This window comes from Aquimarina sp. Aq107, assembly GCF_943733665.1.
Taxonomy (GTDB): domain Bacteria; phylum Bacteroidota; class Bacteroidia; order Flavobacteriales; family Flavobacteriaceae; genus Aquimarina.
The window spans coordinates 476,737-496,226 of sequence record NZ_OX030782.1; the positions used below are offsets into that span (position 1 = coordinate 476,737).

General features: G+C 31.8%; 19 protein-coding genes. 5 read left to right on the forward strand and 14 right to left on the reverse strand.

The features are described 5' to 3' along the window. Nucleotides 1-57 precede the first annotated feature (57 nt). Nucleotides 58-3,288, reverse strand: a complete 3,231-nt coding sequence (locus NMK29_RS01760) for a chondroitinase-B domain-containing protein (RefSeq protein WP_108802917.1) — start codon at nucleotides 3,286-3,288, stop codon at nucleotides 58-60. Nucleotides 3,289-3,623: 335 nt separating this feature from the next. Between NMK29_RS01760 and NMK29_RS01765 the strand changes: the two genes are divergently transcribed. The 3 genes from NMK29_RS01765 to NMK29_RS01775 all read left to right on the forward strand — a co-directional run bounded on the left by NMK29_RS01765 (nucleotide 3,624) and on the right by NMK29_RS01775 (nucleotide 6,379). Continuing rightward, the gene (locus NMK29_RS01765; RefSeq protein ID WP_108802918.1) at nucleotides 3,624-4,034 is read left to right on the forward strand and encodes a DUF3010 family protein; all 411 of its coding nucleotides are present in this window, start codon (nucleotides 3,624-3,626) and stop codon (nucleotides 4,032-4,034) included. Between the two features lie 148 nt (nucleotides 4,035-4,182). Then, the gene (locus NMK29_RS01770; protein WP_108802919.1) at nucleotides 4,183-5,562 is read left to right on the forward strand and encodes an exonuclease domain-containing protein; all 1,380 of its coding nucleotides are present in this window, start codon (nucleotides 4,183-4,185) and stop codon (nucleotides 5,560-5,562) included. A gap of 94 nt (nucleotides 5,563-5,656) precedes the next feature. Continuing rightward, entirely contained in the window at nucleotides 5,657-6,379 is a 723-nt protein-coding gene (locus NMK29_RS01775; protein WP_159092177.1) for an alpha/beta hydrolase, read from the forward strand. A gap of 74 nt (nucleotides 6,380-6,453) precedes the next feature. Here the strand turns inward: NMK29_RS01775 and gcvP are convergent, their stop codons facing one another. Then, nucleotides 6,454-9,306 (reverse strand): aminomethyl-transferring glycine dehydrogenase, encoded by a 2,853-nt coding sequence (gcvP, locus tag NMK29_RS01780; protein WP_108802921.1) that lies wholly within the window; start codon nucleotides 9,304-9,306, stop codon nucleotides 6,454-6,456. Between the two features lie 135 nt (nucleotides 9,307-9,441). Between gcvP and NMK29_RS01785 the strand changes: the two genes are divergently transcribed. Then, the gene (locus tag NMK29_RS01785) at nucleotides 9,442-10,269 is read left to right on the forward strand and encodes a hypothetical protein (protein WP_108802922.1); all 828 of its coding nucleotides are present in this window, start codon (nucleotides 9,442-9,444) and stop codon (nucleotides 10,267-10,269) included. Here NMK29_RS01785 and NMK29_RS01790 read toward each other — a convergent pair. The 3 genes from NMK29_RS01790 to NMK29_RS01800 are packed head-to-tail and all read right to left on the reverse strand — an operon-like array spanning nucleotide 10,258 to nucleotide 11,376. Then, on the reverse strand, nucleotides 10,258-10,512 hold the full coding sequence (locus tag NMK29_RS01790; RefSeq protein ID WP_108802923.1) for a hypothetical protein: 255 nt from the start codon (nucleotides 10,510-10,512) through the stop codon (nucleotides 10,258-10,260). The two genes, NMK29_RS01785 and NMK29_RS01790, sit on opposite strands and share 12 nt — an antisense overlap. Before the next feature lie 42 nt (nucleotides 10,513-10,554). Beyond that, nucleotides 10,555-10,815, reverse strand: coding sequence for a hypothetical protein (locus NMK29_RS01795; RefSeq protein WP_108802924.1), 261 nt, complete (start codon nucleotides 10,813-10,815; stop codon nucleotides 10,555-10,557). 6 nt (nucleotides 10,816-10,821) lie between these two features. Next, entirely contained in the window at nucleotides 10,822-11,376 is a 555-nt protein-coding gene (locus NMK29_RS01800) for a sigma-70 family RNA polymerase sigma factor (protein ID WP_027392615.1), read from the reverse strand. A 176-nt stretch (nucleotides 11,377-11,552) separates the two neighbouring features. On the opposite strand from NMK29_RS01800, the gene NMK29_RS01805 reads away from it, so the two are divergent. Then, on the forward strand, nucleotides 11,553-12,116 hold the full coding sequence (locus NMK29_RS01805) for a hypothetical protein (protein ID WP_108802925.1): 564 nt from the start codon (nucleotides 11,553-11,555) through the stop codon (nucleotides 12,114-12,116). Between the two features lie 167 nt (nucleotides 12,117-12,283). On the opposite strand, the gene NMK29_RS01810 is transcribed toward NMK29_RS01805, so the two are convergent. From NMK29_RS01810 to NMK29_RS01850, 9 genes are all read right to left on the reverse strand, one after another. Beyond that, nucleotides 12,284-12,751 (reverse strand): SRPBCC family protein, encoded by a 468-nt coding sequence (locus NMK29_RS01810; protein WP_108802926.1) that lies wholly within the window; start codon nucleotides 12,749-12,751, stop codon nucleotides 12,284-12,286. Beyond that, entirely contained in the window at nucleotides 12,748-13,665 is a 918-nt protein-coding gene (locus NMK29_RS01815; RefSeq protein ID WP_108802927.1) for a TIGR01777 family oxidoreductase, read from the reverse strand. The genes NMK29_RS01810 and NMK29_RS01815 overlap by 4 nt, the downstream gene beginning before the upstream one ends. 10 nt (nucleotides 13,666-13,675) lie before the next feature. After that, the gene (locus NMK29_RS01820; protein ID WP_108802928.1) at nucleotides 13,676-14,116 is read right to left on the reverse strand and encodes a hypothetical protein; all 441 of its coding nucleotides are present in this window, start codon (nucleotides 14,114-14,116) and stop codon (nucleotides 13,676-13,678) included. A gap of 4 nt (nucleotides 14,117-14,120) precedes the next feature. After that, a complete protein-coding gene (locus tag NMK29_RS01825) occupies nucleotides 14,121-15,002 on the reverse strand; it encodes a methyltransferase domain-containing protein (RefSeq protein WP_108802929.1) in 882 nt (293 codons plus the stop codon). Nucleotides 15,003-15,017: 15 nt separating this feature from the next. Beyond that, complete coding sequence (locus tag NMK29_RS01830; protein WP_108802930.1) at nucleotides 15,018-15,428, reverse strand: hypothetical protein; 411 nt, start codon at nucleotides 15,426-15,428, stop codon at nucleotides 15,018-15,020. Nucleotides 15,429-15,447: 19 nt separating this feature from the next. Continuing rightward, complete coding sequence (locus NMK29_RS01835; protein ID WP_108802931.1) at nucleotides 15,448-15,792, reverse strand: hypothetical protein; 345 nt, start codon at nucleotides 15,790-15,792, stop codon at nucleotides 15,448-15,450. Then, nucleotides 15,767-16,141: a hypothetical protein gene (locus NMK29_RS01840; RefSeq protein ID WP_108802932.1), complete on the reverse strand. Its 375-nt coding sequence runs from the start codon at nucleotides 16,139-16,141 to the stop codon at nucleotides 15,767-15,769. The genes NMK29_RS01835 and NMK29_RS01840 overlap by 26 nt, the downstream gene beginning before the upstream one ends. Before the next feature lie 95 nt (nucleotides 16,142-16,236). Then, nucleotides 16,237-16,740 carry a GbsR/MarR family transcriptional regulator gene (locus NMK29_RS01845; RefSeq protein WP_108802933.1) on the reverse strand — a complete coding sequence of 168 codons (504 nt, stop codon included), beginning with the start codon at nucleotides 16,738-16,740 and terminating at the stop codon, nucleotides 16,237-16,239. Between the two features lie 532 nt (nucleotides 16,741-17,272). Further along, entirely contained in the window at nucleotides 17,273-19,294 is a 2,022-nt protein-coding gene (locus NMK29_RS01850) for a M3 family metallopeptidase (RefSeq protein WP_108802934.1), read from the reverse strand. Between the last annotated feature and the right edge of the window lie 196 nt (nucleotides 19,295-19,490).

Sequence of the window (19,490 nt, forward strand, 5' to 3'; positions counted from 1 at the left end):
TTTCTAAGTTTTACTTTAAAATTCAGCCTTACTTTATAAAATTTATTAAATCACGATTTAGTTAGAATCGCTGATCACTTTTTTCGTTTTAATTACTTTGTTTGCAGAGTTCAATAACCTCAGGAAATAAATACCCTTAGGTAAGTTTGTGACAAAACTAACGTTGTTAGATGAGGAATTTGGTATAGATTTACTAGCAACTTCTCTACCAAATATATCAATGATTTGTGCTTTGGTAATTTCGGTATTGTTTTTTGGTAATTGAATCGTAAGGTTTGTGGTAAAAGGATTTGGATATATCAAAATATCAGTATTCTCTATAGATTCGCTTCTGTTTGATAGGCTTTGACTACTACCAGAACAGATTACTTCAAATTCTTTAATAGATGACCAATTGCCAGAATATCCAGATGCACCTGTTATTGTAAGCTTGACATATCTAACTGATTGCTCCGAAAAATCTCTGTTAATTACTGAGCCGCCAGAGGTATTATTGGAAGCATTTGTTAAAATGGAAAACCCAGAAGTAGGGGAGTTGCTAGAACCTTCTACAATGAACTGATACGCTCTGTCATTATACGGATATAAGTTAATTTCATTAATCGTGTATTCTTCTCCTAAATCTATTACAGCGTTTTGTGGAAAACCTTCTGCAGACCATCTGTTGTCGATATTATCATCTAAAATGTTGCTTGCTGGATTTTCTGTTTGTTGGTTGCTGTAACTAGATAGGTTTGCGTTTAATGATAGATTACTTCCTGCAACACAATTTGGAGTATCAATAGAAGAACCAAAAGCTCTAAACTCTAATATGCTAATCCAAGGTCCTGAATAACCTGACGCTCCAGAAACAGTTACTTTAATGAAACGAGCATTTACAGGAGAGAATAGATCGGTTACGGGAGAAGCAACGGTTCCTGGAGTTGAGTTATTACTTCTGTCAATTATTTCTGTATACGAACCATTAGGTTCTGTAGCTGCTTCTATAGTATATTGATAGGCTCTATCTTGGTAAAAAACCAGTTCTGTTTTATTAATACTAAAAATAGCTCCAAGATCTACGGTAAAGGAATTTGGAAAGCCATTAACCGACCAACGCGAAGTAGTAGAATTATCTACAAGATTAGAAGCAATATTATTACCATCTGGTGTGCCCGTAGCAATGACTGGTTTATTTAAAGCTAGATTTGTTCCTGTTGTTGAAGGAACTACATTTATAGTAGTTGTGTCTGTAAATCCTCCATCATCTGTTGTAACTGTTATAACAGCTTCTCCAATATTAATAGTGTTAATTAACCCATTTGAATTAACTGTTACAATAGTAGGATTATTACTGGTATAACTAACATTTTGGTTGGTTGCATCCGAAGGCGATATGGTGGCTGTTAACTGTAATGTATTTCCTATTTCAACAGAAGTATCATTAGGTGTAAGAACCACAGAATCTACCAAAATGTCTGATGCAATACTCAATTGCGTAATAGTAATAGTTCTAGTTATAGAACCTCCGGCGACTGTTATGATGCCAGTTCTGGAGGTGTTTTGAGAATTAGCAGTGACTGTTATTGTAGCATCTCCATTATTTGTTCCGGATAATGGGCTTACAGTAATCCAAGAACTGTTATCGGATATTGTCCAATTAACATTGGATGTTATGGTAAGTGTTTTGCTTTGAGAACTAGCACTAAAATCATCAATGTTGGATACGGTTAATATATCAGTTGGAGGTGTATTACTACATGTGCCTAGAGAATTTCCAATAGAATTAACAAAGCAAGCACCAACGTTCGATCCTACATCATTATTAGAGTAAGGAGATTGTGAGATGTTGGACCCTGCATTAGTGCCAGAAATACTAAAAATCCCACCATTATTACTAGCGGATAAATTTGCTGAAGAAAACCCATTAACAGATGCTCCTAAGTTCGTATTATTATAAACGTTCCCAGAATAAGTTACAGAAGAACCGATATCTGAAAAATCTCCAGGATCGTCTTCAGTTATAACATCGGTAATATTTGATGAGTTATTGGAGAAGAAAATAACATTGTTAGAAACGTTACCAGTATTGCTGCTAGTACCTTTATCTCCATTAAAAAATAATGGTGCATTAGTGTTTACTATAGTATTGTTTGAAACAGTAATATCTTCTGATTTTTGATATCCATTAGAGACACTTGTAGAGTTACAATCATCCTGAGAATTGGTAGAACCTCCCATAAACGTAATTCCATTGTTCCATTTTGCTTGATCAATAACAGTAATACAATCCTGAATGTAATTGTTAATAATCGTATGGTCACTATCAACAATTCGAATTCCACCTGTTCCATCAACATTTTCTCCTAAGAAATAATTTCCTTCTACCGTAGCACCAGAACCATGACGTAGTGTTAGAGAACCTCTACACCTTCTAAAAGTGTTGTTTTGGTAAATGTTATTGTCACTTTTATTAGTAATAATTTCATTTTCTCCATCAGCTTCCACAAAATAGTTATTGCTAACGGTTGTTCTACAATCTACATTTTGGAATTCACTAGTACCTACGCGAATTGTTTCGCTATCACCAGCGTTTGATAGTGAAGGATCCATTTTTTCATATTTGTAAAAATAATTGTTGCTTATGGTATGACCAACAATGTCACATCGGTTAGTTTCTGCATTGTATTCTAATTCTACTAGTACTAAGGCGCCAGCAGTAGATTTATTCAAAAAAGAACAATGTAATACGCTATTATTGTTTCCGTATAATACGATCCATCTATGTTTTACGATTGCTCCATCTTGTTCGGCTTCTGCGGCATCGCCTGGTTCAACTCCTAAACCATCAATTACACAATTTCGAATTGTAGAATTTTGTGCATATGTAGTTCCATTTCTGAATTGGATGAAATTACTAGCTCCGTAACCTCCTTTCCAATGAAAGCCTTCTACTATTAGATAATTTCCTGCAATATCCATTTGTAGTCCATTATTAAAAACAACACCACCTGGAGTTTCGGCTTTTAATGTAATTGGATTTGATGAGGTGCCATTAGCTCTGAATACAAGTCGTTCATCATCGTTATAAACCCCATCTTCCCAAATAACTACATCACCTGGAGATAAGCTTAAATTGTTGAAGTCATCTATTGAGTTAATTGTGTATTCAGTAGCAAAAATGTGAGACGAAAACAGAAAAGAAATTATAAACAATTCTTTCAACCCTCTTTTTTTTACTAACCCTTTATTAAGAAAAACGGCAAAATCATATTTTTTTTTAGACCAAAATGTGCGAAGATTTTTCATATTAAATGTGTTAAATAGTTTAGTTATAAAATGAGCTAGCCTTCGAAGTTTTGGTTTGATTTTTAGGTTTTAAAAGCTAGTGTTAATTTTGTGTTTTTAAATTGGTTGACCAATTTAATCATTTTTTTGATGATATGTTAATTTTGTTTTGCTTTAAATGTGATTGATATATTAATTTCGTTAATTAATTAAATAAATAAGAGTTGTTGCGTTCCTGATGTATAAGGATAAATCATTGAGAAAGCTTATGTCATTCTAGGTTAGTTTTGTTAAATGAGATTTTCAAATAAATGTTGGAGGATATCTTTTAGAAATTATATACTAACTTTGATAAAATGAAAGTAATAGGAATCGAAATAAATAAAAAAAGAGTTATCTCTGTAGTGTTGTCTAAGAATGAACAGGGGGACTATATAAATCTTACAGGTAAGGAAAAATATATAGAAATTAAAGATGGCCAAAAAAATGAAGATATTCAGACTTTTTTAGAAGAGATTCATGGCTTTTTTGATACTATTAAGCCTGATCATATTGCTATTGTTACTAGACAAACTAAGGGGAAATTTGCAGCAGCTTCGGTTTCTTTTAAATTAGAAGCATTGATTCAATGTTACTCAAAAGCAACAATGAGTTTTGTCTCTAAACAAACCTTGACTGCTTATTATAAAAAGAATGAACTTCCTGTTTCTTATGCAAATACATATCAAGAGAATGCTACTCGGTTAGCTGCTTATCTTCTTAGGTGATAATTAATGTTTTATACTAAAGATTTATAACCATCATTGTATTTTTCTCCTGTTTATTATAAACTATATTTAGGAAAAATTCCATTCTGAAAGGAAAAATTCCAAATATCAAATATTTCTTTTAGATTTGCATTTCAAAAGAAATGTAATGTCAGAAAAATTATATGCTATTATTGATGTCGAAACTACAGGTAAAGGCATTAATGGTAATCGCATTACAGAAATCTGTATTGTATTGCTAAAGGGTGATATTATTATGGATAAATTTACTTCTTTGGTGAATCCAGAATGTCATATTCCTCCTTTTATAACGGGATTAACAGGAATAGATAATGATATGGTAAGAAATGCACCAAGGTTTCATGAAATTGCAGAGCGAATTATAGAGATGACATCGAATGCTATTTTTGTGGCTCATAATGTAAATTTTGATTACAATGTGATCAAAGGGGAATTTAAAAATTTAGGATATTCTTTTGTCCGTAAGAAATTGTGTACGGTTCGTTTGTCTAGAAAGTTAATTCCTGGTATGTTTTCTTATAGTTTAGGAAAATTGTGTTCCTCACTTAATATTCCTTTAGAAGGTCGACATAGAGCAGAAGGCGATACGGATGCTACAGTTATATTGTTTCAGCGTATTCTTAGTCTTGATCCAGAATTTAAAATTATCAATAAGTTTTTAAATGTACGATCTAAAGAAGCAACATTACCTCCTCATCTTAAAGCAGAAAATATAGATGTATTACCAGAAGAAACAGGGATCTATTTGTTTAAGGATCAAAAAGGGAAAGTTATATATGCAGGTAAAGCGAAGAATATTAAACAGCGTGTGATTAGTCATTTTTATGATAAAAAAAATAAAGAATACGCTTTAGGTCAGGAAACGTATGCGATAGATTATGAAGTTACTGGTAATGAATTAGTAGCTCTATTATTAGAATCAGAAAAAATTCAAAAGCACTACCCAAAATTTAATAGAGCTCAAAAAAAACCGGTAGCTCCATATTGTATTATGTTTTATACGAATAGAAAAGGTGTTGTTCAATTAGCAATAGATAGATCACAAACATTTGATCACTCTGTTGAGATTTTTTATAGTAGGGCAGAAGCAATAGAGAAGTTAGAACAGCTTTGCGAAATGTTTCAATTATGTCCTAGGTATTGCACTCTGCAGAGTACTACAGATAACTGTTCTCATTATAAAATTAAGAATTGCAAAGGTATTTGTATTGGGAATGAATCTGTTGCATTATATAATATGAGAGTGCAAAAAGCATTATCTTCTCTTAGGAGAGATCAAAAAAGTTATTTTATAAAAGAAAAAGGGAGAACTTTTAATGAACAAAGTTTTGTAATGATACAAGATGGGATTTATAAGGGGTTTGGATATCTTCAAGAAGATGAACAAATCATTTCTATAGAAGATTTTGATAATTTCTTGAATCTTCAGAAGCATACATATCATACCACTAAAATAATTAAAAGTTATCTCCGTAAAAATGGAGATAGAAATATTGTCCCTATATAATATCTCTAGAAACTATAACAAAACAATAATACCAATCGAGTAAGTAATTTAGTATTTTAACGACCGTATGGTTTTAACTAATTATTTATTTTCTATGAAAAATATTCTTACCTCAGTAATCATATTTTTAACAGTTTCACTATATGGTCAAAAAACAATTGATTTTCCATCTAAAGATGGATTAATGATGACCGCAGATCTATATGAAGCCAAAGAAAGTGGTCGGTTTATTATTCTTTTTCATCAGGCAGGATGGAGTAGAGGGGAATATGTGGAGATTGCCCCAAAGCTAAATAAATTAGGGTATAATTGTTTTGCTGTGGATCAACGATCAGGAGGTTCAGTAAATGATATAACAAATAAAACGAATACTGTAGCTAAAACAGAAGGTAAGCAAACTGAATTTAAGGATGCTTATCAAGATGTGGAATCTGCTATTGCATATGTAAAAAAGACATATAAGCCTAAGAAAATTATTATTTGGGGAAGTTCATATTCTTCATCTTTAGTATTAAAATATGCAGGAGATCATCCAGATGTTGTGAATGGAGTATTATCGTTTTCTCCTGGGGAATATTTTGGCGAAAAGAATTATATTACTAGTAGTGCGGCTAACATTAAGATTCCGGTATTTATTACTTCTGCACAAAACGAAAAAAAGAGTTGGTCAGGAATCTATAACGCAATTAACGCAGAAAAGAAACAATTCTTTTTACCTGAGACTAAAGGGAATCATGGTTCTAGAGCGCTTTGGGAAAGGTTTTCGGATAATGAAAGCTATTGGAAAGCTGTCAAAGGCTTTCTAAAAACCATTTAGTTATAAAATAAAAATTGCCTGACACTATCATTCTATGTCTCAGGCAATTTTATTATTTATTGTATAATGATGCTTTATACTTCCTCCATATATTCTTCAATAGGAGTACAAGTACAAATTAGATTTCTATCACCATAAGCGTCATCCACACGTCTAACTGTAGGCCAGAATTTATTATCTGCAACATAAGGTAGTGGATAAGCAGCTTGCTCTCTGGTGTATGGGAAATCCCATGTATCTGCTGTTAGCATTGCCATTGTATGCGGAGCATTTTTCATAATGTTGTTTGGATTGTCAGAGCTTGCTTCCGAAATTTCCTGACGGATACTGATCATTGCATCACAAAAACGATCCAATTCTGCTTTACTTTCACTTTCTGTTGGTTCGATCATAATAGTTCCTGCAACAGGAAAAGAAACAGTCGGTGCATGGAATCCATAATCCATTAATCGCTTAGCGATATCAGTTACTTCGATCCCGTGTGCTTTAAAAGGCCTACAGTCTATAATCATTTCGTGAGCTGCGCGACCACGTTCACCAGAATATAGTGTGCTATAATGACCATCTAATCGATCTTTGATATAATTAGCATTAAGGATTGCGTATTCTGTCGATTCTTTTAAACCTTGTGCTCCTAACATTGTTATATATCCATAAGAAATTAAACAAGCCAAAGCCGATCCCCAAGGAGCTGCAGAAATTGCAGTTATTGCTTGATCACCTCCTGTAGTTATTACTGGATTCCCAGGTAAAAATGGTACTAGTTGTTTGGCTACACAAATAGGTCCAACACCCGGTCCACCACCTCCATGAGGAATTGCAAATGTTTTATGTAAATTCAGGTGACATACATCTGCTCCGATAGCTCCAGGATGAGTTAATCCTACCTGAGCATTCATGTTAGCACCATCCATATAAACCTGTCCACCGTGATCGTGGATTATTTGAGTAATTTCCTTGATGGCTGATTCATATACTCCATGAGTAGATGGATATGTTACCATCAATGCAGAAAGATTATCTTTATATTTTTCTGCTTTTTCTTTTAGATCTTCTACATCTATATTTCCTTCCTCTGTTGCTTTGGTTACAACAACTTTCATTCCAGCCATTACTGCTGATGCAGGATTTGTCCCGTGAGCAGATGAAGGGATTAAGCAAATATTTCTATGATGATCTCCTCTGGATTCGTGATAAGCACGAATAACCATTAATCCTGCAAATTCTCCTTGCGCACCTGAATTGGGTTGTAAAGAAGTTCCTGCAAAACCAGTAATTTCCGTTAATTGATCTTCTAATTTTTTTAATACTTCTTGATATCCTTGAGCCTGTTCAACAGGAACTAATGGATGTATATTACCCCATTGCGCATTACTTAACGGAAGCATTTCCGATGCGGCATTTAATTTCATAGTACAAGAGCCTAAAGGAATCATAGAATGATTTAAAGAAAGATCCTTACGTTCTAGTTTTTTGATGTAACGCATCAATTCTGTTTCAGAATGATAGGTGTTAAATACGTCGTTTGTTAAGAATTCAGTATTTCGTTTTACAAAATCAGGAATACTCGTGGCAGCATCAATTGCTGTTATCTTGATAGATTCCTTTCCAGCTGCTTTTGCAAAAATTGATACAATATTATTGATATCAACAATTGTGGTAGCTTCATTCAAAGAGATGGATACAGTTTCTGTATCGGGATAATAAAAGTTTACTTCTTGAGCTTCAGATATTTCTTTAATTTTATTAGCATCTGCTTTAAATCTAATAGTATCAAAGAATACGGTGTTTAGTTGCTTATAGCCTAGTTTGGTTATAGCATTTGCAAGACTTGTAGTAGAACTATTTACTTTATTGGCGATATATTGTAGTCCGTCTTTACCGTGATATACAGCATACATTCCTGCCATTACAGCAAGTAATACTTGAGCTGTACAAATGTTTGAAGTCGCTTTATCACGTTTGATATGCTGTTCACGTGTTTGTAACGCCATACGCAGAGCACGATTTCCATTCATATCTTGGGTAACTCCAATGATCCTTCCTGGAATATTTCTTTTATATGCTTCTCTTGTTGCAAAATATGCTGCATGAGGACCTCCATATCCTAATGGAATTCCAAATCGTTGTGTTGTTCCAACTACTACATCAACATCAAAACTACCTGGAGATTTCAGGCTTACTAAGCTTAGAATGTCTGCCGCAACAGCAACTTTGATTTCTGATTGATGCGCTTTTTCTACAAAAGATGCATAATCATATACTTGACCAGAAACTCCGGGATATTGTAAAATAGCACCATAAAAATCAGAAGAAAAATCAAATGTAGTATGATCACCAACAACCAATTCAATTCCTAAAGGAATTGCTCTTGTTTTTAATAACGAAAGTGTCTGCGGTAGAATTTCTTGAGAAACAAAAAATTTGTCAATGTTTTCTTTTTTCTGAGCTCTAGATCGCACTGCAAATAACATGGTCATAGCTTCTGCAGCAGCTGTACTTTCATCAAGTAAAGAGGCATTGGCTAATTCCATTCCTGTAAGATCACAAACCATCGTTTGATAATTCAATAAAGCTTCTAATCTACCTTGAGCAATTTCTGCTTGATAAGGAGTATACGCAGTATACCAACCTGGGTTTTCTAGAATATTACGTTGTATTACTGCAGGTAAACTTGCTTCGTGATATCCTAAACCAATATAAGTTTTAAATACTTTGTTTTTAGCAGCTAACTGTTGCACATGAGCAGAATATTCTTGCTCACTCATAGCTTCATCTAGCTGTAGGGGTGATTTTAATAAAATATCATCTGGTACCGTTTCGAAGATAAGTTGATCTATAGAATCAGCTTTGATGGTGTTTAACATGTCACCTAGATCTTTTTCTGAAGGCCCAATATGACGTAGTTTAAATGAGTCAGTTTTCATAGCAAAAAAACAGTTGAGATTTAAAGCGCAAAAGTACATATTTAATCCATAAAATTTTCACAATAAATTAACCTAACACTAGTAAGTTTTTAACCAACTTAGAGTGTTATTAACAGATTCCCCTAAATTAGCAAAGTGAAAACCATACAAAGTATATTTAATTTTTATCTAAATAGCAGTATTCACGTGGCTTTAGCTGTGGCTTCCTTGGTAAAACTTACTTTTTTGAAGTTCGAGATTTTGGAAGGTGATATGTATGTGTATTTCAGTTTTGTTGGAGCTATTGTCGCATATAATTTTGTGAAGTACGCTACGATTTCAAAATTGTATCATAAGCGATTAACAAAATCAATGACAGGAATCAAAATATTAACAGGTATCTGTCTATTGATATTTGTATATTTTGCTTTTCAGTTATCTATAGATACGTTAATGTATATGCTCCCCTTTATACTACTAACAATTCTTTACACCGTTCCAATTTTTCCGAATAAGAAGAACTTAAGAAGTGTTGCAGGGATTAAGATTTTTATTATTGGAACAACCTGGACAGGAATTACAGTTCTAGTGCCTATGCTCTATGCAGAAGGAAGTTTAGGTCTTGACATGGTTATAGAAATTATTCAACGTTTTTTGTTCATAGTGGTAATAATGTTACCTTTTGAAATAAGAGACTTACAATACGATAACAGAGAATTAGAAACAATCCCCCAGAAAATTGGAATTACAAAAACTAAGGTTTTTGGAAGTATATTATTGGTTATCTTTTTGCTATTAACAGCTTTTAAAGAGGACCTTTCCTTTGCAGAGATTTTGACTACTGTATTGATTACAATTGTAAGTCTACTTTTTTTATGGGGTACTGATAAAAAACAATCGGAATACTTTTGTTCCTTTTGGGTAGAAAGTATTCCGATTATGTGGTTGTTTATATTGGTTATGATGCAAAGCCTATTTGGCTAATTTCTTTCGCAATGCTTCTTTCATTTCTTCTTTTTTAGAAGATGATATCACTTCTATATTAGATTTTTTTATTGTCTTAGTAAGCTTGATATTTCTTTTAGAATATGCACGTGTTACCTTACAATAGATTAATCTAATATTTAATTTGATGATTTCCATAACGGATGCTTCACCATATTGATTTTTATCACAGATAAATTTCGCCTGTTCACAGGATACTAATAAACTATTACTTGTTTTCATTACAATTTTAAAATGCTAATTATTTGGGGTTTTGTTAATTTTTTATTCTTGTTCTGACATTTTTTTCTTCAATTGTTCTTTCATCGAATCCTTCGCTGATTGATTGATACTTATCACCTTAGGGTCTTTGAATAAATTAGTTAGTTTCGTATTCTTTGACGAATATTTTCTGCAAGCCTTACAATAAATTAAATGAATATTTAATTTTACTTTTTCCCAAAAAGAGGCTTCTTTATATTGATTTTTATCGCAAATGTGATTTGCATTTTCACAACTTACAAATATTTTATTTTCCTTACTCATGTGTTATTAAAACCAGTTTTTTTCTAGGCACTCGGCCATCGCAGTACGAGCGCGATGAATGATAACCCATAAATTAGACGCAGTAATATCAAATTCATTACAGATTGCTTCTGTATCAAATCCTTGAATCGTTTTCATAGAGAAAATACGAGCTTGTTTTTCTGGTAATTTACCAATGCAATTATGTATGGCAACTCCTAATTCAGTATTTTCAATTTTACCTTCGGCGTTCTGGTCAAAAGGATCAGCAACTCTTTCTTCTAGCCAATCTCCTTCTGTTTCGCCATCATTAGTATAATTGATACGTACTTCTGCCTTTCCTTTATTGCTATTTATTTTCCTATAGTGATCAATAATTTTTCTTTTTAGAATTGAAATTAGCCAAGTACGCTCACTAGCTTCTCCTTTAAAGTTTTTCATTGATTTAAGACCTGCAAAAAAGGTCTCCTGCACTAAATCTTGTGCAATTTCTCTGTCGTCGACTCTTACTATGGTGTAATTAAATAAATAATCACTGTATTTGTCAATCCACGTATTAGGGTCTATCGTGTTTGTAGGCATAGTTTATTTGCTCTTTTCTCCAAAAATAGGATAAAAAGTTGAATCTCAAATAAGTTTGAACCATTGAATTAAAGGAAAGGTGTATTAAGAACTCAACAATATACCAGTAACTGGGTATTTTTTTAATATCAATATGACTCTATGTTTGTGCATATCATTTTTTTAAAAACAGTCAGATGAAAAAAATTACATTTCTTTTAATTATTCAATTAGTATTGTCAAGCGGAATAAAAGCACAAGAGGTTCAAAAAAACTTCGTTCCATATTTTATGAAAGATGGAAAGGTGGAATCATTCGAACGCAAAGGTGCTAAAATCGAAGCCAAAGCTATTGGTTTTGGTTATGGAGGAGTAAACCAGTACTTAACTATTTTTAATAGTAAATATTCTAACGTTAGATTTAAATCTAATGATGTTCCTAAGTTTATTATGTCTTTAGATGAAGGGATTGATCCTCTTGATATTGTAATTATCTCTAAGGCGGATGTGGTAAAGAAGCGAAAAAAATATAGAAGATTTATACAAAAAGGAAATTCTATGGGAGGCGGCAGTAAAGATATAAGTCAGCATCTTATCGTTCCAGAACTTAAGAAAATAGACGAAAACCTTTATGAAATTATAATGCCATCACTGGTTCCTGGAGAATATGCTTTTCAGCCTATTTATAAAGGTGTTGAAGCCAATAATATTATGGGTACATCAGGAGAAGTACGTATTTATTGTTTTGGTATTGATGATTAGAATTTATAACTGAATTGGGAGTTGTTTGCCTGGGAAGTGAGTATCCATATGTCTGAATGAGTGAAAAACTAGTTGTGATTAATGACGTTCATAATTAGACTCCACCAGAATTGCCCACGATGGTAAATTCAGCATGTTTTACTACTACTTTTCAGGTAAACTCTTATTTATATTGAGGTGGATTGAGATTGTTCGGTTTTTAATTTGATAAATTGATTCCTTGTTTTTAGAAATTTAATTAAGTGCTTTCTTAAAACTATTTGATCAAATATTTCTCCAAAAATACTATAAGGTGTTGTATATTCTAAAACATCAATCATTTCAGTTCCCTTTGATAGTTCTTTAAAAATGTGTTGATGTTTAAAAGTTTTAAAATGACCACTTATCATTTCATCAATGAAATAGGTAGAATGCCTTAATGATGTTATTTTACTTTGATGTTTTAGATATAAGCCAAAGTGCTTTCCTCTCCAGGTAACTGTGTCATAGAGATCAATTAATCCAGAAGTTTTTCCAGCAATAGCAACTTCCTTTGTTTTCGAAGCAGAACCCATATGTATGTCAATATTTCGAGCAGCATCGAAAACAACTTTAATCGGAGCTTCTATTTTGGTGTATAATCGGATTGTAGTCATAACTTATTAGTTAATTCTTTAGTAGCGTCTATTAAATCTGGATATTTAAATTGAAAACCATTTTGTAATAGTTTTTTTGGAATAACGTTTCTGCTTTTTAAAATTAATTCAGTTTCGGTTTTAATAATACGTGCACCAATTTCTAAAAGAGGTTTAGGTAGCGGAATTCCAAAAGTAACTTTTGTTACGTTTCGTAATGTTTTCATAAGATTATTATTGTCCGTTGGTTTTGGAGCAACGATATTAATAGGACCTTCAATCTCTGGGTTTTCTATAATAAACTCCAGACTTCTAGCGAAATCAATTTCGTGAATCCAACTAAATTTTTGATTTCCTTTTCCTTGTTTTCCCCCAAAACCAATTTTTACCAAATTGAGAATAGGTTGCAATGCACCACCATTTTTTCCTAATACTATAGAAGTTCTGAGAGCGACTTTTCTAGTTTTTGGAGTTTTATGCGTAAAAAAAGCATTTTCCCAATTGGTAGCTACATTAACAGAGAAGCCTGTTCCAATTTCGCCATCGATTTCATCCATTTCTTTATCTAAAGAATGTCTATAGATGGTTGCTGTGGATGAGTTAAGCCATATTTTTGGTGGATGTTCACAAGATGCTATAGCTTCACCTAATATATTCGTAGATACGACCCTAGAAGAAAGAATTAGATCTTTGTTTTTTTGATGATATCTACAGTCTACAGATTTTCCTGTCATATTAATTAACACATCAGATCCTTCTAATTCGTTTCTCCAAGCTCCTATAGTTTTGCCATCCCAATGCTCATATTTAATAGTACCTTCAATTTTATTCTTTCCTCTGGTTAGAATGACAATGGTCTCAACTTTAGTTTTAAAATAATCGACGAGTACGTTTCCTAAAAAACCGGTTCCTGCAGCAATAACTATTTTTTTCATGTTTTTTAATTTAAAATAATAATATGGGTAGCCATAATAATCTATAGGTTATCCAGGTGACAGTTAGATACCCAGGTAATTTAAGTTTTTTGACTCTTCTAGTATGATCTAATATCATAAGACATACAACTAATAAGAAAAGTAAAATTTTAATTTCTAGAACAATTATTTCTTGTTTATACAACAATATCAAAGGGATTAATGCTAAAGATCCTAATAAAGAAACTGAAATCATATTATATAAGTAACTATGAATTTTTTTCTTTATAAAAATCATAATGATACTACCTTGCCAAACTAGTTGACCAGAACACATTACTATTTCTTTTATTAGATTGTCATTAGGAATTAACTCGGGGAGCTCTTTTGCATAATGATATAACACTATTGTCGATAGTAACGTAGCAATAATTATATATATCCAACGATATGTTATTTGAAGTAGACTCATAGGTTTATTTCTCGGCTGTTATAATGTAGTACCCAAAACTTTTCATATGCAATCCAGAAAGTAAAGCAAATAAGGAACCTTTAAGATTTTTCCAACTTTGGAGTTTTAATTTTTCTCTCTTAAAAAGCTTTCTGAAAATAAAACCCATAATAGCAAAAGGCACATGTAATACAGAAGGAGCTACTCTAAAAGAAATATCTTCTATGGATACATTTCTAAAACCGATTTGTTCTAAGGATTCTTTTACATTTTGTATGCTACCTAGACCTTCTAAACTCCATCCTTTACATAATTGCTGATAACAATAATGACTTCCTGGACATAATTGTTCTACATCTTTTTTAAGAAAAGCATCAGCTATAACTAATTTTCCACCTGGTTTAATAATCCTATATGCTTCTTTAAAAGCAACAGTACTATGTCCAGAATGGCAATAACTTTCTATAGCATATGCACTATCAAAACTGTTCGGAGTAAAAGAGGTGCTATTATAGTTTTCATTAAGAATAAGACCATTCATATTTTTTAGTCTTTTATTCCCTTCAGTTACCTGAAAATCAGAAAGAGAAACTCCTAGGATATTGATTCTAGGATATTTGCGTAACCCATACTTCATGGTACCTCCTATTCCGCAACCTAAATCCGCAACAATGCCATTTTTTTTATTGAACTGTAATCGGTTAAAAACTTGATTATTCATTTCATTAAGCATTGTATCTCTTTTGAGTAATGTCGTTTTAAAAGGAATATAATACCCGAAATGCATATTAAAATCTTTACTCCAGAATTCATAATCTTCTGTTGCTTCGTCATAAAGTTCAATCAGTTTTTCTTTATTTGATTTTTGAAATCTAATTTTATGTAATAATGGAAGTGTAGTACTCATAATGATATGTTTTAATTATTGAACTTGAGGATTATTGGGTCTTATTACCTGAGTCACAATGGGAGTCTTTTGTTTGGATTTTTTTCTTCCTCTAAAGAATAGATACATATTTAAGAATAACATTAACCCTAAGTAGATAGAAAACCCACCAATTTTGAAGCTTAATATTTCTATTAAATTTTGATAAGTATCATTGAAATGGTAGCTATCAATTTTTAGAATTAATAATGCCCAACCAATATTTAAAAGGTAGAAACCTACTTCAAAAAGACGATTGGTTGCAATCGCGATATCATCTTTACCTTTAAAAATATCAATCATAAAAGTTTTTCCATTTTTGAATAAAGTTTTAGATACAAAGTATGTAAGTACAATTGCTATAGGTAAGTAGATGATGTATCCAATAAAAATTTTAGAAGTTTCCATATAGTTGTTGTATTTGTAGTTATTTAAAGTTTTTAATAAATTTTGTTATCCAGAATAAGTTGAAATAATGTAAGATTGCAAGTATACAGATAATGATTGCTGTGTTTCTTGATAAACTTTCTATCAATTGTGAAATAGAATTTACAGTAGTCCAATCTGATAAAGTAATTACGGTATATCCGATGTTTATGAGATAGTATCCTAATAGGAGAATGTTGTTTACTCTTAAACAGAAATCCTTGTCGTTAGGAACCAAATGGGTTACAAAAATGTTTCCATTTCGATAGCAAACCAATCCTACTTTTATAATGATAAAAACAGTAATCAATATGTATATACTATATGTAACTAGGTTTAAATTCATTAATGTTTATTTTACTTTTGTAAGTTATGTATACGGAGTATGATGCGATTAACATAGGTATGATACAGATAAATAAAATATAAGGATCCATCACCATTGAATTAGTTCTCCAAGTATTAAATATATCTGTTGTCCATAAAAGACCATATGCTAAAACTATGAACCAATATATTAGAAGGTGTCGTTTTATTTTGATATTAAGTTTTTTCCAATGGAATAATATTATTACTCCTAGAACAACCTGAATAACACCAAGTGCCATTTGAGCTAATAAACCTCCTATGATGGTAGTGTAAAGAATTAAGGTGATAATAAAACTCCATTTGTTAATGTTATGTATTGTTTTCATAATTCTAATAGTTTTAAAGTTTCAATAATTTTTGAAATATAATTTGAAAAAGAAAAGGAATTGCTTCCCTTATCTCTTTTATTATATTATGGTTCTTATTTAATTAGTTTCATCAAAGTTTTAGTAATCCAATTAGATTCTTGATTCACTATCTTATTCATCATTGTATCAGCACTATCCGCTAATTCGTATAAAGCCTTGGTTTGCTTAATTAATTCTTCTGTTTTTTTTGTTCCATCTCCCTCAATCGCGGATACCTCTTTCAATACTTTAATAACTGGCTTTATTTCTCGTCTGCTTCTTTCTTTTGCTACTTGTCTTGCGAGTTCTTGTACATCCTTTTCCGAAGCAAAATATTCCTTTCTCTCTCCCGGTTTACTTTCTTTAAAGACGATACCCCAATCCATAAGTTGGCGTAAATTCATACTTGTGTTTCCTCTGGAGATATGTAATTCTTCCATAATATCTTCCATAGATAAAGGATCAGGCGAAATCCATAGTAGCGCATGGATTTGTGCCATTGCTTTATTAATTCCCCACAAGGTACCTAATGATCCCCAAGTGGATATAAACTTATCTTTTGCTTCTGTGTAATTCATAGAGCAAATATATAATAAATTTTAAACTTTCAGTAATTTTTGAAAGTTTAATTTTTTCAATTATGCTAAAACCATAAACTAACAGGTTGTAGTACAGTTGTTTTTTTGTGGAGAATCCATTTTTATAACACTTTGATTTTATGTAAGTTACGAGGTAAATACTGATTTTATAAGAATCAAAAAAATGATACTATTATTCTATCAATATTTCTCTTTTTTTTGAAGATAAGAGTGATGAAAGATAAATATTAGATATGTTTTTATCTAGTTATATGAGTAAATAGGGTTTTAGATTGAAAAAATTCGCTATTAAGTGAGGTCAGTTAATAAATGTTATTGCAGAATTATCTTGTTGATAGGTTTCGAATTGTATCAGAATATGGTAGTCTGATCAGGAGAAAAGTTAGCTATTCATAAACTAGTAATTCAATAAATTTTAAATAAAACGATAAATATCCTCAGAACCTTAATCCAAAAAAGGTGCTTCTAAGAATTTTGAAGCACCTTTTTTATGAATAGGTTTTAAAAATTATTATTTAATCAATCCAGCACGTTTTAATAGTGCTTCAGGTTTTGGTTCTTGTCCTCGGAAACGTTTGTATAAAGTCATTGGATTCTCTGTACCACCTTGGGATAATACGTGATCTTTAAATTTAGTAGCTATTTCTTTATTAAAGATCCCATGTTCTCTAAAATATTCAAAAGCATCTGCGTCTAATACTTCTGCCCATTTATAAGAGTAGTACCCTGCAGAATAACCTCCTTGAAAAATATGAGAAAAAGAAGTACTCATGCAATTTTCTGCTACATCTGGATATAACGAAGTTCCTTCAAAAGCTTTCTTTTCGTGTGCTTTTACATCTTTGATATTACTTGGGTCTTGCGAATGCCAAGACATATCTAGTAACCCAAAACTTAGTTGTCTCATGGTTGCCATTCCTTCCATAAAAGTGGATGAATCTTTTATCTTTTGTATCATTTCCATCGGAATTACTTCTCCTGTTTCATAATGTTTAGCAAATAATTCTAGCGCTTCTTTTTCGTAACACCAGTTTTCTAAAACTTGAGACGGTAGTTCAACAAAATCCCAATATACACTGGTTCCTGATAAACCAGGATATGTTGTATTAGCTAACATTCCGTGTAATGCGTGACCAAATTCATGGAATAGGGTAGTAACCTCATTAAATGTTAATAAAGATGGTTTGCTAGGTGTAGGTTTAGTAAAATTACACACAATAGAAATATGGGGTCTTATATTATGATCATCTTTTTTCATCTGTGGTTTATAAGATGTCATCCAAGCACCATTTCGTTTTCCAGATCTTGGATGGAAATCCGCATAAAAAACAGAAATAAAATTACCTTGAGTGTCAGTTACATTATAGGTCTTTACTTCTTCATGATATTTATCTACCTGATCTGTTTCTTCAAATTGTAGACCGAATAAATTCGAAGCTACTTGAAAAACACCATCAATAACATTCTCTAACTTAAAGTATGGTTTTAGCTTTTCATCGTCTAGATCAAAAAGTTTTTGCTTTAATTTTTCGGAATAGTATGCTCCATCCCATTTCTGTAATTGATCAATTCCGTCAAGTTCTTTGGCAAAATTTTCTAATTGTTTAAACTCTCTTTCCGCGGCTGGTTTAGCTTTATCAAGAATTTCATTTAGGAATGAGAATACTTTTTCTGGAGTTTCTGCCATGCGTTCTTCTAAAACATAATTGGCATGAGAAGTGTATCCTAGAACTTGAGCACGGTTATGTCTTAATTGCGCTATTCGAAGAACAACTTCTTGATTATCTAATTCATCATTGTTAAAACCTTTAGAGGCAAATGCTAGAGATAATTTTTTTCTTAATTCTCGATTATCTGCGTATGTCATAAAAGGAATATAACTAGGGTAATCGAGAGTAACCATCCATCCTTGTTTTTCCTTAGATTCGGCAAGAGCTTTTGCCGCTTCTTTAGCTCCTTCTGGTAAACCAGAAAGTTCGGATTCTTTAGTTAATAACATTTCGAACTTGTTGGTTTCTGCAAGTACATTTTCTCCAAATTTTAAACTTAATTGAGAAAGCTCTTTATCAATTTCTCTTAGTTGTTCTTTTTTGTCAGTAGGAAGATTTGCACCATTTCTAGAAAATGATTTATATCTTTTTTCTAACAAAGTAGTTTGTTCAGGAGAAAGATTTAGTTCATTCTTAATGCTATATACAGCTTCAATTTTTTTGAAAAGATCTTCATTTAAAGCAATATCATTTCTAAACTCAGAAAGTAATGGAGAAGCTTGTTGAGCGATCTTTTGAATCTCGTCGTTAGTTTCTGCACTATTTAGATTAAAAAATATGCTCGTAACTCTATCTAATAATTCACCACTATATTCTAACTTCTCTATTGTATTAGAAAAAGAAGGAGACTCAGAGTTTTTAACTAAGGTGTCTACTTCTTGTTTAGCAATTGAGATTGCATTTTTAATAGCGGGTAAAAAATGTTCAGGTTTTATTTTAGAAAAAGGTGCTAAGTCGAATAATTCTAATAATGGGTTTTTCATTATTTATCTATATTTTTTTATGAATAATGTGTGCTTTTGTCGAAAAACTGTGTTCGTTGTCGATAAATGCCTTTCTAATTGTTTTATTTTTTGACACCAACGTATAGGATACGATTACATTTGTGTAGGTTTATTAGTAATGGTCTAAACAAAGTAATAAACACATTATTGTAATCAGGGGTATGGATATCAATAA

Bases quoted from the DNA above. Each gene is read 5' to 3' on its own strand.
- NMK29_RS01850 (WP_108802934.1), bottom strand. From the start codon at position 19,294: ATGAAAAACCCATTATTAGAATTATTCGACTTAGCACCTTTTTCTAAA.
- gcvP (WP_108802921.1), bottom strand. From the start codon at position 9,306: ATGAAAACTGACTCATTTAAACTACGTCATATTGGGCCTTCAGAAAAA.
- NMK29_RS01770 (WP_108802919.1), top strand. From the start codon at position 4,183: ATGTCAGAAAAATTATATGCTATTATTGATGTCGAAACTACAGGTAAA.
- NMK29_RS01800 (WP_027392615.1), bottom strand. From the start codon at position 11,376: ATGCCTACAAACACGATAGACCCTAATACGTGGATTGACAAATACAGT.
- NMK29_RS01835 (WP_108802931.1), bottom strand. From the start codon at position 15,792: ATGAATTTAAACCTAGTTACATATAGTATATACATATTGATTACTGTT.
- NMK29_RS01760 (WP_108802917.1), bottom strand. From the start codon at position 3,288: ATGAAAAATCTTCGCACATTTTGGTCTAAAAAAAAATATGATTTTGCC.
- NMK29_RS01825 (WP_108802929.1), bottom strand. From the start codon at position 15,002: ATGAGTACTACACTTCCATTATTACATAAAATTAGATTTCAAAAATCA.
- NMK29_RS01810 (WP_108802926.1), bottom strand. From the start codon at position 12,751: ATGACTACAATCCGATTATACACCAAAATAGAAGCTCCGATTAAAGTT.
- NMK29_RS01840 (WP_108802932.1), bottom strand. From the start codon at position 16,141: ATGAAAACAATACATAACATTAACAAATGGAGTTTTATTATCACCTTA.
- NMK29_RS01820 (WP_108802928.1), bottom strand. From the start codon at position 14,116: ATGAGTCTACTTCAAATAACATATCGTTGGATATATATAATTATTGCT.
- NMK29_RS01790 (WP_108802923.1), bottom strand. From the start codon at position 10,512: ATGAAAACAAGTAATAGTTTATTAGTATCCTGTGAACAGGCGAAATTT.
- NMK29_RS01775 (WP_159092177.1), top strand. From the start codon at position 5,657: ATGAAAAATATTCTTACCTCAGTAATCATATTTTTAACAGTTTCACTA.
- NMK29_RS01805 (WP_108802925.1), top strand. From the start codon at position 11,553: ATGAAAAAAATTACATTTCTTTTAATTATTCAATTAGTATTGTCAAGC.
- NMK29_RS01830 (WP_108802930.1), bottom strand. From the start codon at position 15,428: ATGGAAACTTCTAAAATTTTTATTGGATACATCATCTACTTACCTATA.
- NMK29_RS01845 (WP_108802933.1), bottom strand. From the start codon at position 16,740: ATGAATTACACAGAAGCAAAAGATAAGTTTATATCCACTTGGGGATCA.
- NMK29_RS01795 (WP_108802924.1), bottom strand. From the start codon at position 10,815: ATGAGTAAGGAAAATAAAATATTTGTAAGTTGTGAAAATGCAAATCAC.
- NMK29_RS01765 (WP_108802918.1), top strand. From the start codon at position 3,624: ATGAAAGTAATAGGAATCGAAATAAATAAAAAAAGAGTTATCTCTGTA.
- NMK29_RS01815 (WP_108802927.1), bottom strand. From the start codon at position 13,665: ATGAAAAAAATAGTTATTGCTGCAGGAACCGGTTTTTTAGGAAACGTA.